At 71.2% G+C, this 13877-nt stretch carries 15 protein-coding genes and 1 pseudogene; all 16 read left to right on the top strand.

From position 1 onward, the window contains the following. A pseudogene (locus GH736_RS08330) lies at window positions 1-543 on the top strand (DNA repair protein RecN); the annotation flags it as partial. Window positions 544-594: 51 nt separating this feature from the next. Next, entirely contained in the window at window positions 595-2367 is a 1773-nt protein-coding gene (locus GH736_RS08335; RefSeq protein ID WP_159602040.1) for a CTP synthase, read from the top strand. Continuing rightward, entirely contained in the window at window positions 2360-3001 is a 642-nt protein-coding gene (locus GH736_RS08340) for an NUDIX domain-containing protein (protein ID WP_159602042.1), read from the top strand. Before GH736_RS08335 ends, GH736_RS08340 begins: the two co-directional genes overlap by 8 nt. Further along, window positions 2998-3903: a site-specific tyrosine recombinase XerD gene (gene xerD, locus GH736_RS08345; RefSeq protein ID WP_159602064.1), complete on the top strand. Its 906-nt coding sequence runs from the start codon at window positions 2998-3000 to the stop codon at window positions 3901-3903. Before GH736_RS08340 ends, xerD begins: the two co-directional genes overlap by 4 nt. 57 nt (window positions 3904-3960) lie before the next feature. After that, entirely contained in the window at window positions 3961-4848 is an 888-nt protein-coding gene (locus tag GH736_RS08350; RefSeq protein WP_159602044.1) for a ParA family protein, read from the top strand. Beyond that, window positions 4832-5704 (top strand): segregation and condensation protein A, encoded by an 873-nt coding sequence (locus GH736_RS08355; RefSeq protein ID WP_407922332.1) that lies wholly within the window; start codon window positions 4832-4834, stop codon window positions 5702-5704. The genes GH736_RS08350 and GH736_RS08355 overlap by 17 nt, the downstream gene beginning before the upstream one ends. Then, window positions 5694-6449 carry an SMC-Scp complex subunit ScpB gene (gene scpB / locus GH736_RS08360; RefSeq protein ID WP_159602046.1) on the top strand — a complete coding sequence of 252 codons (756 nt, stop codon included), beginning with the start codon at window positions 5694-5696 and terminating at the stop codon, window positions 6447-6449. Before GH736_RS08355 ends, scpB begins: the two co-directional genes overlap by 11 nt. Beyond that, window positions 6442-7254 (top strand): pseudouridine synthase, encoded by an 813-nt coding sequence (locus GH736_RS08365; protein WP_159602048.1) that lies wholly within the window; start codon window positions 6442-6444, stop codon window positions 7252-7254. The genes scpB and GH736_RS08365 overlap by 8 nt, the downstream gene beginning before the upstream one ends. Further along, the gene (locus GH736_RS08370) at window positions 7251-8333 is read left to right on the top strand and encodes a prephenate dehydrogenase (protein ID WP_159602050.1); all 1083 of its coding nucleotides are present in this window, start codon (window positions 7251-7253) and stop codon (window positions 8331-8333) included. Before GH736_RS08365 ends, GH736_RS08370 begins: the two co-directional genes overlap by 4 nt. Further along, window positions 8330-9049 carry a (d)CMP kinase gene (gene cmk, locus GH736_RS08375; protein ID WP_159602052.1) on the top strand — a complete coding sequence of 240 codons (720 nt, stop codon included), beginning with the start codon at window positions 8330-8332 and terminating at the stop codon, window positions 9047-9049. The genes GH736_RS08370 and cmk overlap by 4 nt, the downstream gene beginning before the upstream one ends. A gap of 25 nt (window positions 9050-9074) precedes the next feature. Then, the gene (gene der / locus GH736_RS08380; RefSeq protein WP_159602054.1) at window positions 9075-10592 is read left to right on the top strand and encodes a ribosome biogenesis GTPase Der; all 1518 of its coding nucleotides are present in this window, start codon (window positions 9075-9077) and stop codon (window positions 10590-10592) included. A gap of 12 nt (window positions 10593-10604) precedes the next feature. Next, the gene (locus GH736_RS08385) at window positions 10605-11048 is read left to right on the top strand and encodes a nitroreductase/quinone reductase family protein (protein ID WP_159602056.1); all 444 of its coding nucleotides are present in this window, start codon (window positions 10605-10607) and stop codon (window positions 11046-11048) included. 57 nt (window positions 11049-11105) lie between these two features. Beyond that, window positions 11106-11777, top strand: a complete 672-nt coding sequence (locus GH736_RS08390) for an isocitrate lyase/phosphoenolpyruvate mutase family protein (protein WP_159602058.1) — start codon at window positions 11106-11108, stop codon at window positions 11775-11777. A 145-nt stretch (window positions 11778-11922) separates the two neighbouring features. Further along, window positions 11923-12819: an ATP-binding cassette domain-containing protein gene (locus tag GH736_RS08395; protein WP_159602060.1), complete on the top strand. Its 897-nt coding sequence runs from the start codon at window positions 11923-11925 to the stop codon at window positions 12817-12819. Then, window positions 12819-13640, top strand: coding sequence for an ABC transporter permease (locus tag GH736_RS08400; protein WP_159602062.1), 822 nt, complete (start codon window positions 12819-12821; stop codon window positions 13638-13640). Before GH736_RS08395 ends, GH736_RS08400 begins: the two co-directional genes overlap by 1 nt. Before the next feature lie 2 nt (window positions 13641-13642). After that, window positions 13643-13877 (top strand): hypothetical protein (locus tag GH736_RS24485; protein ID WP_203230687.1); only part of this gene is annotated, 235 nt, incomplete at its 3' end.

A 13877-nucleotide genomic window follows, 5' to 3' on the forward strand; every position in this document is an offset into this window, starting at 1 on the left:
GTCACGGCCGAGCTCGCGGCATTGGCGATGCCCGACGCGCGCCTCTCCGTGATCGTCGACCCCGACCACGAGCCCGGCGCGCACGGCCGCGACCAGGTCTCGATCCTGCTCCAACCGCATGCGGGCACCGAGCCGCGGCCCGTCGGCCGCGGGGCATCCGGCGGCGAGCTGTCCCGGGTGATGCTCGCCATCGAGGTCGTGATAGCGGGCAGCGACCCCGTGCCCACGTTCGTGTTCGACGAGGTCGACGCCGGCGTCGGCGGTGCCGCCGCCATCGAGATCGGGCGGCGACTCGCCCGGCTCGCGGAGCAGTCGCAGGTCATCGTCGTGACCCACCTCGCCCAAGTCGCCGCGTTCGCGACGAATCACCTGAGCGTCGTGAAGGGCACCGACGGGCAGGTCACCTCATCGAGCGTGCGTCAGCTCGAGGGGCCGGAACGCGAGGCCGAGATGGCTCGGCTGCTGTCGGGGCTCAGCGACTCCGCGAGCGGTCTGGCGCACGCACGTGAGCTGTTGGAGATCGCGGCGGACCGCGCGGCGTGACGGTGGCGGCCGAGGCCGTCCGAGCTGCGGCATCCGACCGGTGCCGAGGGAATGGGGGAGCTCGTGCGGCATGTCGAGCCGAACGGTCAGGAACGTGGGTTAGGCTATAAGCCCGTGGTGGATGAACGCGGCAGAGCTCTTTCGAGCACAGACATTTCGAACGACACGACCAAGCACATCTTCGTGACCGGTGGTGTCGTTTCTTCGTTGGGCAAGGGACTCACGGCGGCGAGTCTCGGCAATCTCCTGACAGCCAGGGGCCTCAGAGTCGTCATGCAGAAGCTCGATCCATATCTGAACGTGGATCCGGGCACCATGAACCCGTTCCAGCACGGTGAGGTCTTCGTGACCGACGACGGCGCCGAGACCGACCTGGACATCGGGCACTACGAGCGGTTCCTCGATATCAATCTCAGCCAGGCGGCGAACGTCACCACCGGCCAGATCTATTCGACGGTGATCGCGAAGGAGCGTCGGGGCGAGTACCTCGGCGACACCGTGCAGGTCATCCCGCACATCACCGACGAGATCAAGCGCCGCATGCGCCTGCAGGCCTCCGAGACGCCGAAGCCCGACGTGATCATCACAGAGATCGGCGGCACGGTCGGCGACATCGAGTCGCAGCCGTTCATCGAGTCGGCGCGTCAGGTGCGGCACGAGCTGGGCCGCAAGAACGTGTTCTTCGTGCATGTCTCGCTCGTGCCGTTCATGGGCGCGTCAGGGGAGCAGAAGACGAAGCCGACGCAGCACTCCGTCGCGGCCCTGCGCTCGATCGGCATCCAGCCCGACGCGCTCGTGCTGCGCAGCGACCGCCCCGTCACCGAGTCGAACAAGCGCAAGATCGCCCTCATGTGCGACGTCGACGAGGCCGCCGTGGTGAACGCGGTGGACGTGCCGTCGATCTATGACATCCCGACGATGCTGCACGACCAGGGACTCGACGCCTACATCATCGATTCGCTCGGCCTCGACGGCAAGGCGGCTGACGTCGACTGGTCCGGCTGGCGCGAGCTGCTCGACGTGGTGCACGATCCGAAGCACGAGGTCACCATCGGCCTGGTCGGCAAGTACATCGACCTTCCCGACGCGTACCTCTCGGTCACCGAGGCGCTCCGTGCGGGCGGGTTCGCGAACGACACCAAGGTCAACATCGAGTGGATCCCGTCCGACGAGTGCCGTACCCCCGAGGGCGCGCAGAAGCACCTCGCCGGGCTCGACGGCATCTGCGTGCCCGGCGGGTTCGGCGTGCGCGGAATCGAGGGCAAGCTCGGCGCGCTCCACTTCGCCCGTGAGAACGGTATTCCCGTGCTCGGGCTCTGCCTCGGCCTGCAGTGCATGGTCATCGAGTACTCCCGCAACGTCGTGGGGCTCGACGGCGCCTCGTCGAGCGAGTTCGATCCCGACACCCACTTCCCGGTCATCGCGACCATGGAGGAGCAGGTCGAGATCATCGCCGGTGGCGACCTCGGCGGCACCATGCGCCTGGGCCTCTACCCGGCGAAGCTCGCCGACGGCTCGATCGCGGCCGAGCTCTACGGTTCGACCGAGGTGAGCGAGCGCCACCGGCACCGCTACGAGGTCAACAACGGCTACCGCGACCGCATCGCCGATGCCGGCCTCGTGTTCTCGGGCATGTCACCCGATCGCCACCTCGTCGAGTTCGTCGAGCTGCCCCGCGACGTGCACCCGTTCTACGTCGGGACGCAGGCGCATCCCGAGCTGCGCAGCCGCCCCAACGACGCGCACCCGCTCTTCCGCGGCCTCGTCGCCGCAGCCCTCGAGCGCCAGCAGGCGAGCCTGCTCTTCGACGTGGCGAATGGCTGAACCGCTCCACGACGAGCCCGCCGACCTGCCCGTGCGCGAGAGCGAGCAGGTGTTCGGCGGGCGCGTCTGGGACCTCCGCCGCGACACCGTCGAGTACGGCGGGAAGCCGATCGTGCGCGAGTACGTCGACCACCCCGGTGCCGTCGCCGTGCTCGCGCTCGATGACGACGACCGCGTGTTCCTGATCCGGCAGTACCGGCACCCCGTGCGCACCCGGGAGTGGGAGATCCCCGCGGGGCTCCTCGACGTCACCGGGGAGGACCCGCTCGTCGCCGCGCAGCGCGAGCTCGCCGAGGAGGGTGACCTCGTGGCATCCGACTGGGCCGTGCTCGCCGACTTCTTCACCTCGCCCGGCGGCAGCGACGAGGCGATCCGCGTCTACCTCGCCCGCGGGCTGGGCGACGCGTCCGAGGCCTTCGATCGCGAGGACGAGGAGGCCGACATGGAGACGAGGTGGGTGCCGCTCGACGAGTGCGTCGACGCCGTGCTCGCGCGCCGCGTCGGCAATCCGTCGCTCACGATCGGGGTCCTCGCTGCGCACGCGTCGCGCACGCGCGACTGGAGCACCCTCGGTGAGGCGGATGCCGCGTGGCCGACGCGATCGACGCCGCGGGGCGAGCCGGCACCGCGATGACGGATGCCGCGTGGACCGACGGGTACCTCCGTCATCTCACGGTCGAACGCGGCGCGTCCCGGAACACCGTGGCGTCGTACCGTCGCGACCTCGCCATCTACGCCGACTGGCTGGCCTCACGGGCGCTCGACGGCCCTGGCGCCGTGCGCGAACAGGACCTCGCCGACTTCGTGCGCTTCCTCGGCGCTGAGCGACAGCCGCCGCTCGCGACCTCGTCGATCGCGCGGGTGCTCTCGGCTGTGCGCGGCCTCCACCGCTTCCTCGCCGATGAGGGCGTGATCGCCGACGACGTGTCCCGCGAGCTGCGCCCGCCGAAGCTGCCCATGCGGTTGCCGAAGGCCATCCCCGTCGAGGACGTCGAGAAGCTCATCGCCGCAGTCGGTGGTGAGGAGCTGCACGAGCTGCGGGACACGGCGCTCCTCGAACTGCTCTACGCCACGGGCGCCCGGGTGTCGGAGGCCGTCTCGCTCAATGTCGACGACCTCGTCGACGGCGACGTGGTGCGGCTGCTCGGCAAGGGCGGCAAGCAGCGCATCGTGCCGCTCGGCTCCTTTGCACGGCGCGCGGTGGACGCGTACCTCGTCCGGGCGCGGCCCGCGCTGTCCGCCCGAGGCACCGCGACCCCTGCGCTGCTCCTCGGCCTTCGCGGTCGTCGGATGTCGCGACAGGCGGCGTGGGACGTGATCCACCGGGCAGCGGAACGAGCCGGCATCGCGGCATCCGTCTCACCGCACACGCTGCGGCACTCGTTCGCGACGCACCTGCTCGAGGGCGGCGCCGACGTGCGGGTGGTGCAGGAGCTCCTCGGCCACTCGTCGGTCGCGACGACGCAGATCTACACGCTGGTCACAGCCGATACACTCCGGGAGATGTACACGTCCGCCCACCCCCGTGCTCGCTAGAATCGACCAGACGCCCGCACGGACGCAGGCCAGAAGGACCGAGGAGAGAGACCACACGTGACCCACCAGACGCAGGACCCGGCGGACGGCATCGCTTCGCTGGAGCCCGAGGTCGGTCCCACCGGTCGTCCCCTGCGCGACTTCCCCGAGCCCAAGCCGCTGCGCTCCCACGGGCCCGCCCGCATCATCGCGCTCTGCAACCAGAAGGGCGGCGTCGGCAAGACGACGACCACCATCAACCTCGGCGCGACGCTCGCCGAGTACGGACGCCGGGTGCTCGCGGTCGACTTCGACCCGCAGGGCGCACTCTCGGCGGGTCTCGGCGTGCAGACGCACGACGTGCCCACGATCTACGACCTGCTGCTCTCGCGAAGCGTCCAGCCGGCCGACGCCATCCAGCACACCATGCTCGAGAACCTCGACGTGATCCCCGCCAACATCGACCTGTCGGCCGCCGAGGTGCACCTCGTCACCGAGGTCGCCCGCGAGCAGATCCTCGCGAGCGTGCTGCGGCGCGTGGCATCCGACTACGACGTCATCCTCATCGACTGCCAGCCCTCGCTGGGGCTGTTGACCGTGAACGCGCTGACCGCCAGCCATGGCGTGGTGATCCCGCTCGAGTGCGAGTACTTCGCGCTGCGCGGCGTCGCGCTGCTCATCGAGACGATCGACAAGGTGCGCGATCGCCTGAATCCCGCGATCGAGCTCGACGGCATCCTCGCCACCATGTACGACGCGCGCACGCTGCACTCCCGCGAGGTGCTCGAGCGCGTGGTCGACGCGTTCGGCGAGAAGGTGCTCGAGACGGTCATCACCCGCACGGTGAAGTTCCCCGACGCGACGGTCGCGGCGACGCCGATCACCGAGTTCGCCCCCGAGCACCAGGCGTCGAAGTCGTACCGGCAGCTCGCGAGGGAGCTGGTCTTCCGTGGCGCGGTCGCCTGAGGCCCTGCCGGTCCCTGGAGCGGGCGCCGACGGCGCAGCGGGTCCTGACGCCGGCGTGCCGTCCGAGGCATCCGACGCGGGATTCCGCGTGGCGCTCACGAACTTCGAGGGTCCCTTCGACCTGCTGCTGTCGCTGATCGCGAAGCACGAGCTCGACATCACCGAGGTGTCGCTCTCGGCGGTGACCGACGAGTTCATCTCCTACCTGCGCGGCGTCGACTCCGAGGAGGAGCTCGACCGGGCGTCGGAGTTCCTCGTCGTCGCGGCGACGCTGCTCGACCTGAAGGTCGCGGGCCTGCTGCCCCAGGGCGAGCTCGTCGACGCCGAGGACGTGGCGCTGCTCGAGGCGCGCGACCTGCTCTTCGCCCGCCTGCTGCAGTACCGCGCCTTCAAGGAGGCGTCGCGCTGGTTCGCCTCGCACCTCGAGGCGGAATCCCGGCGTCACGCGCGAGTGGTCCGGCTCGAGGACCGCTTCCGGCAGCGCGAGCCCGAGCTGCGCTGGACGCTCAGCGCCGAGGACTTCGCGGCGATCGCGACACTGGCGCTGACGCCGCGTGCGATCCCCGCGGTCGGCCTCGATCACCTGCACGCCCCACTGGTGTCGATCCGCGAGCAGGCCGCGCACGTCGTCGCGGTGCTGCGTCGCGGCGAGCCGGTGACCTTCCGGGAGCTCATCGCCGGCATCGCCCAGCCGGGCGTGGTGGTGGCCCGGTTCCTCGCCGTGCTCGAGCTGTACCGGCACGCCGCGATCGGCTTCGACCAGGTGGAGCCGCTCGGCGAGCTCACGCTGCGGTGGGCGGCCGAGTCGTGGGACGACGAGAATCTCGACAGCCTTGGAGCCGACTATGACGAATGACCCGGATGCCGCGACCGTGACGGATGCCGCGAGCGAACCGGATGCCGCGACCGACGCGGATGACGCGCCCGACGCAGAGACGCACGCCGACGACCAGCAGGGACCCGAGCTCTCGATCGTCACGCCGCTCGACGTGCCCGGGCAGCCGCACCTCGACCTCGACCGGGCGCTGGAGGCCATCCTCTTCATCGCGGACGAGCCTCTCTCGATCGTGACGCTGGCCGCCGCGGTCGCGCGGCCCGTGGCCGAGGTGCGCGCGTCGATCGCACGCCTGCTGGCCGACTACGACGGCGGCGCGCCGTCGGGGGAGCCCCGCACCGACGTCGCCGACGAGCGATCGGCCGGGCGCGGCATCCGTCGCGGCTTCGAGCTCCGCGAGGTCGGCGGCGGATGGCGGTTCTACGTGCGTGCCGAGTACGACGCGCTCGTGGCGGACTTCGTCATCACCCAGTCGTCGACGCGGCTGTCGCAGGCGGCCCTCGAGACGCTGTCGGTGATCGCGTACAAGCAGCCGATCTCACGCTCGTCGATCGCCTCGATCCGCGCGGTCAACGTGGACTCCGTCGTGCGCACGCTCCTCGGCCGCGGCCTCATCACCGAGGTGGCGACGGGTGCCGAGACGGGCGCCATCCTCTACGGGACGACCGATGCGCTCCTGACCAACCTCGGCATCAATTCGCTCGACGAGCTGCCGCACATCTCGCCGTTGCTCGACGACGGCCAGGAGGGATTCGATCGTGACTGACCAGGACGACCAGGGCGCCGGCCTCGCCGAGGGAGTGCGCCTCCAGAAGGTGCTGGCCGCCGCCGGCGTGGCGAGCCGCCGGGTGTCGGAGCAGCTCATCGTCGAGGGCCGCGTCGAGGTGAACGGGCGCGTCGTGACCGAGCTCGGTCGCCGCATCGACCCTGCGACCGACCTCGTCGCAGTGGATGGCGTCGCGGTGCAGCTCGACCCGGCGAAGCGTTACTACATGCTCAACAAGCCGCGCGGCGTGGTCTCCTCGATGCGCGACGAGCAGGGGCGCCCCGACCTCACCCGGTTCACCGAGGGGCTCGAGGAGCGCGTGTTCAACGTCGGACGCCTCGACGCGGAGACCAGTGGCCTGCTCCTGCTGACGAACGACGGGGATCTCGCGCACGTGCTCGCGCACCCGTCGTTCGGCGTCGAGAAGACCTACATCGCGAAGGTGCGCGGTCGTGTGACGCCGCAGGTGGTGCAGCAGCTCAAGCACGGCGTCGAGCTCGAGGACGGCCTGATCAAGGCCGACCGCGCCAAGATCATCCAGCAGCAGGGCGACGACCGCCACTCGATGGTCGAGCTCACCCTGCACTCGGGCCGCAACCGCATCGTCCGGCGCATGCTCGACGCGGTGGGGCATCCGGTGGTCGAGCTGGTGCGGCGCAGCTTCGGGCCGCTCAACCTCGGCACCCTCCGCTCGGGCGCGATGCGCGAGTTGACTAAGGTGGAACTCGGCCAATTGCTCACGATCTCCCGCGCCGCGGATGCCGCCCGGGATGCCGGCACCGCATCGAACGAAGGGGACTCGTGACCGAATCACGCCTCATCGGCCCGGTGCGGGTCGTGGGAGCCGGGTTGCTCGGCACGAGCGTGGGCCTCGGGCTCCGCAGCCGCGGCCTCGACGTGATCCTCGCTGACGCCTCCCCGACACACGTGGCCATCGCGGTCGACCTCGGCGCCGGCCGTCCCGCCGGCCCCGATGACGCTCCCCAGCTCGTCGTCGTGGCCGTGCCGCCCGACGTCACGGCCGCCGTCGTCGCCGCCGAGCTCGGCGCGTTCCCCGACGCGATCGTGACCGATGTCGCCAGCGTCAAGGGCGGCATCCTCGACGACCTCGTCGCCCGTGGCGCCGACGTCTCGCGCTACATCGGCTCGCACCCGCTCGCCGGTCGAGAGCGCGGCGGGCCGCTCGCCGCGCGGGCCGACCTCTTCGCCGGTCGACCGTGGGTCGTCGCCGCGCACGATGAGATCACCTACCGGCGGGCGAGCGCGATCGACGACCTGATCCTCGACCTCGGCGCGACCCTGGTCGAGATGACGCCCGAGCAGCACGACCGCGGCGTCGCGCTCATCTCCCACGTGCCGCAGGTGATCGCGAGCATCATGGCGCGGCGCTTCATCGACGCGCCGAACGCCGCGCTGGGTCTTGCCGGGCAGGGCGTCCGCGACGTCACCCGCATCGCCGCGAGCGACCCCGACCTCTGGGTGCAGATCCTCGGCGCCAACGCGGCACCCGTCCGCGACGTGCTCGTCGCCTACCGCGACGACCTCGACCGGTTCATCGACGCCCTCGCCGATCCGACTGCGCCCGGCGCCCGGCGGCGTGTGGCCGAGGAACTCACCGGGGGCAACACCGGCGTCGAGCGCCTCCCCGGCAAGCACGGCACCGACAAGCGCTTCACCACGGTCATCGTCATGGTCGACGACCGGCCGGGCGAACTCGCGCGCCTCCTCGCCGAGGTCGGCGAGATCGGCGTGAACCTCGAAGACTTGCGGCTCGAGCACTCGCCGGGCCGCCAGGTCGGACTCGCCGAGATCGCGGTGCTCCCCGAAGCCGCAGATCGACTCACCACCGAGCTGGCCGCGCGCGGCTGGCGGATCGCAGGATGACCGTGCCACACCCTCCCATCGTCCCCGTCGTCGTCGCCGTCGACGGGCCTGCCGGCAGCGGCAAGTCCAGCGTCTCCAAGGAGGTCGCGAGCCGGCTCGGCTTCGGCTTCCTCGACACCGGCGCCGCGTATCGGGCGCTGGCGTGGCACGCCGAGGCATCCGGGGTCGACACCGGAGACGCGGCATCCGTCGTCTCGTGCCTGCCGAGCTTCGCCTACCGCATCGGCACCGACCCCGCGGGCTACGCCGTGCACGTGGGCGACGTCGACGTGACGAATGCCATCCGCGACCCCGCGATCTCGGCGGTCGTGAGCCGCGTCGCGCGGGTGCCCGAGGTGCGCGCGCACCTCATCGAGCTGTTCCGGGCCATCATGGTCGCCGAGCCCCGGCCGGGCATCGTCGTCGAGGGGCGCGACATCACGACGGTCGTCGCGCCGGATGCCCCGGTGCGGATCCTGCTCACCGCGGCGGAAGACGTTAGAATAGCGAGGCGCTCCGCGGAGCTCGTCGGCGATCAGGCGCTCGCCGCGGGCGAACAGCTCCACCGGCGCGACGAGGCGGACTCCAAGGTCGTGGACTTCATGACCGCCGCCGAGGGCGTCACGACCGTGGATTCCACGGCGCTCGACTTCGAGCAGACCGTCGATGCGGTCATCGGCGTCATCCGGGCTGCACGGCCCGAGGCGGTGCAGGAGCACCGCGACGTGCCGCACTGAGCGCAGCAGACCCAGAGGAGAGACCATGACCGACCAGCGAGACGAGTACGACGACGAGCCCGTCGCCGCCGACGACCTCGCCGAGCGGCTCGCCGACGTCGACGACGACCTCGCCGAGCAGCGTGCGGCGGCCCTCCGGTCGGGCCTCTCCGACTACGAGCTCGACGAGGACGACCTCGAGGTGCTCGAGATCTCCGAGGAGGGCGAAGAGGGCATCCGCTACCTTCCCGCCCTGCCGGTCATCGCGATCGTCGGACGCCCGAACGTCGGCAAGTCCGCGCTCGTCAACCGCATCCTCGGTCGACGCGAGGCCGTGGTGGAGGACACCCCCGGCGTGACGCGCGACCGCGTGTCCTACAAGGGCGAGTACCTCGACCGCCGCTTCACCCTCGTCGACACGGGCGGCTGGGAGCCCGACGCCAAGGGCATCGACGCCTCCGTCGCGGCCCAGGCCGAGGTCGCGATCGACCTCTCCGACGTCGTGCTGTTCATCGTCGACGCGACGGTGGGCGCCACCTCGACCGACGAGCACGTCGTACGGCTGCTCCGCAAGACGAAGAAGCCCGTGTTCCTCGTGGCGAACAAGGTCGACGACGCCCGCCAGGAGCCCGAGGCCGCCGCGCTGTGGAACCTCGGCCTGGGCGAGCCGCACCCGGTGTCCGCACTGCACGGCCGCGGCGTGGCCGACATGCTGGAAGAGGTCTTCAAGGTCCTCCCGCAGGTGTCCGCGGTCGCCAAGGACGAGTTCGGCGGCCCGCGCCGCGTTGCGATCCTCGGTCGTCCGAACGTCGGCAAGTCGAGCCTGCTGAACAAGGCGGCCGGCGAGGAGCGGGTCGTCGTGAACGAGCTCGCCGGCACCACCCGCGATCCGGTCGACGAGCAGATCGAGCTCGGCGGCAAGATCTGGCGCTTCGTGGACACCGCCGGCATCCGCCGCCGCGTGCACCTGCAGCAGGGCGCCGACTTCTACGCGTCGCTGCGCACGCAGGCGGCGCTCGAGAAGGCCGAGGTCGCCGTCGTGCTGCTCGACGTCTCGCAGCCGATCTCGGAGCAGGACGTGCGGATCATCGACCTGGTGCTCGAGTCGGGTCGTGCGCTCGTGCTCGCCTACAACAAGTGGGACCTCCTCGACGACGACCGGCGCCGCTACCTCGAGCGCGAGATCGAGCAGGACCTGCACCACGTCGCCTGGGCACCGCGCGTCAACATCTCCGCGAAGACCGGCCGGCACCTCGAGAAGCTCGTGCCCGCTCTCGAGGTCGCGCTCGAGTCGTGGGACACGCGCATCGCCACCGGCAAGTTCAACGCGTTCCTCACCGAGCTCACGCAGGAGCACCCCCACCCGGTGCGCGGCGGCAAGCAGCCCCGCATCCTGTTCGGCACGCAGGCCGCGAGCCGTCCGCCGACATTCGTGCTGTTCACGACCGGATTCCTCGACCCGGGCTATCGCCGGTTCATCCAGCGTCGCCTGCGGGAGATCTACGGCTTCGAGGGCTCGCCCATCGTGATCAACATGCGCGTCCGCGAGAAGCGGCAGCGGTAGGCCGGTCGGCTGATGGCCCGTCGAGGCCGTGCCGCTGATCTCGGCTTCCGCCTGCTGTCGGCACTCCACCGCGGCGTGCTGGCGGCCTTCGGGTGGCGAGTGGCCGCCCGGATCGCCGGCATGCCGATCGTGGAGCTGCACACGATCGGTCGACGCAGCGGGCTGCCCCGAACGGTGGTCCTCTCGGCGCCGATCGCCGAGCCCGGTCGCCTCGTGCTCGTGGCTTCACGAGGTGGCGACGACCGGCATCCCGGCTGGTACGCCAACGTCGTGGCGCATCCCGAGGTGGAGGTGACGCGGCGCGGTGCCAGGACCGCCATGGTGGCCAGGACGGCGACGCCCGAGGAGCGAGCGGAGCTCTGGCCGCGTGTCGTCGCCGCGTACGCCGGGTACGCGGACTACCAGCGACGAACCACCAGGGAGATCCCGCTCGTCGTCTGCACAGCCCGTAGCTGACCCGCGCGCGGCGCGGCCCTTCACCTCGGCCGCGCGCCTCGTGGTTAGCATTGCGACATGGGGTACGACGCAGACCTCGACGCCGGCACGGCCGTGACGACGGCACTGCGCGCCATCGGTGGTCGGATGCCGCAGCTCGAGTCCGCCGCCCTGGCCGACGAGCCCGACGGCGTGCACCAGCTCCGCACGCACGTGCGCAGGGTCCGCAGCGTGCTCGCGGCGTTCACGCCGGTGTTCGACGCCGCGCCGGTCGTCTCACTCCGCCGACGGTACAGCGAGCTGGGCGCCGAGCTCGGGGTCGTGCGGGACATCGAGGTGCGCGTGCAGGTCGCCGAGCGCGCGCTCGAGGAGGCCGAGGGCGTGCCGTTCGTGCTCAACGCACGCACCGACGCGTTCCTCCGCGGCCGCGACCGGGAGCGCGACGTGAACGTCGCCGATGCGATCGAGCGCGGGCGCGCCTACCTCGAGGCCGGCGCCACCTGCGTCTTCGTGCCCGGCAACTTCGGCGAGGATGTCGTCGTCGAGCTCGTCGCCGGGCTCGGCGAGCAGCGGGTCAGCCTCATCGGTCTCCCCGACGTGCCGACGCCGACGCGTCTCGAGGAGCTCGGCGTCGCCCGTCTCTCCTACGGCCCCTACAGCCAGCGTGTCGTGCTCGCGGAACTGCAGGACCTGGCGAGCTACCTGTACGACGGGGGCGTGCTTCCCAGCGGCATCCGCCCGCTCAACTAGCGCCCACTCCGCGAATCCCCGCCCGACGGATGCCCCGCGCACCCGTCCGTCGCTAGGGTGGCCCTGTGGCGGTTCCGACCGCCCGGGGCCGTGCGGGGGTTCGGCCCATCGCGGCTCGTGACGCCCCCGCATGTGAGGAGAGCGCATGGAGAGCGGCATCCCCATCGAGATCTCGGGGCTCAGCAAGCAGTTCGGCCACGTGACCGCGGTCGATGACCTCAGCTTCACGGTGGAACCCGGCCGGGTCACGGGGTTCCTCGGCCCGAACGGCGCGGGCAAGACGACGACGCTGCGGGTGCTCCTCGGGCTGGTGCGCGCCACGGCCGGCACCGCCACCTTCGGCGGCACCGCATACCGCGACCTTCCGCGCCCGCTCACGACGGTGGGCGCCGCGCTCGACGCGAACTTCCACCCCGGCCGCACGGCGCGCAACCACCTGCGCGTCTACGCCACCGCGGCGGGCATCCCGGGCGACCGCGTGCCGGTGGTACTCGAGCAGGTCGGCCTCGACGAGTTCGCCGACCGGCGCGTCGGCGGCTACTCGCTCGGCATGCGGCAGCGACTGTCGCTCGCCTACACGCTGCTCGGCGACCCCGGCGTCCTCGTGCTCGACGAGCCCATCAACGGGCTCGATCCCGAGGGCATCAAGTGGATCCGCGGGTTCCTGCAGGGGCTCGCACGCGAGGGGCGCACGGTGCTCGTGAGCTCGCACCTCCTCAGCGAGGTGCAGCAGAGCGTCGACGACGTGGTGATCATCTCGCGTGGCCGGCTCGTGAAGACGGGGACGCTGTCGAGCCTCGAGCTCGACGCCGCACCGCGCACGATCGTCGACTCCCCCGATCGGCCGAGCCTCGCGGCGGCACTCGAGCAGGCCGGGCTGGCGTTCACGGAGGGACGCAGCGGCTTCATCGTCGACGAGCCCGATCCCGGCCTCGTGGGGCACGCGGCCTTCGTCGGCGGCGTCGAGCTCAGCGCCCTGCATCGACTGAAATCAGGACTCGAGGAGTCGTTCCTCACGCTCGTCGGCGAGGAGGTGCACTGATGCGCGCGATCGGCTCGGAGTTCCAGAAGGTCTTCACGACGCGCATGTGGTGGCTGCTCGCCATCCTGCTCGTCGCCTACGTCGCGTTCCTCGCGGGCGGGCTCGGCGCGTTCTTCGGCTGGGCGATCGAGAATCCGGATGCCGCGTCGCGGGCCGGCGGCAGCACGCAGCTGCCGCCCGGGGCACAGCTCGCTCCGCTGCTCTACAGCTTCGCCTCGTCGGTGGGCTACGTGTTCCCCGTGCTGCTCGGCGCACTCGCCGTCACCGGGGAGTTCCGGCACAAGACGCTGACGCCCACGTTCCTCGCGCAGCCGCATCGCTCGACCGTGCTGGGCGCGAAGTTCGCGTCGGAGCTCGTCATGGGCGCCGGTTTCGGGGTGATCGCGTTCGCCACGTCCGTCGCCTCGGGCGCCGGAGCGCTGGCACTGTTCGGCCTGGACAGCGGCCTGGGCGACAGCGACACGTGGGCACTGGTCGGCCGGGGCATCCTCGCCATGGCGCTCTGGGCGACCATCGGCGTCGGACTCGGCTCGCTCGTGCCGAACCAGGTCGCGGCGATCGTCATCGTGATCGCGTTCACCCAGTTCGTCGAGCCGATCCTGCGCCTGGCCGCGTCGCTGAACGACGTCACGGCGTCGATCGGCCAGTTCCTCCCGGGGGCGGCGAGCGACGCGCTCGTCGGCGCCTCGTTCTACAGCATCGCGTCCGCGGGTGGAACGCAGACGCTCGACTGGTGGCAGGGCGGGCTCGTGCTGCTCGCGATCGGCGTGCTGGCGACGGTCATCGGCGGTGCCACCACTTGGCGGCGGGACGTGCAGTAGCGGTGGACCTGGCCGGCCTGCGGGAACTGCGCCTGCGCGTGCAGGGACTGCGCGCGCCGTTCGACGAGTCGGCACCCGAGGTCGTGCGGCGCTTCGCGGCGGTGCACCACGACCAGGTTCCACTTGGCCGTGCCATCCTGTCGGCGGCACCGCGGTGGTCGGTGGGCAGGTGGACGGTGACTGCCTTCTTGTGGTCGTCCCAGAGCGACGGCGGCCAGCGGATCCGCAGCGGCATCG

It is taken from the genome of Agromyces humi (assembly GCF_009720255.1).
Classification (GTDB): Bacteria; Actinomycetota; Actinomycetes; order Actinomycetales; family Microbacteriaceae; genus Agromyces; species Agromyces humi.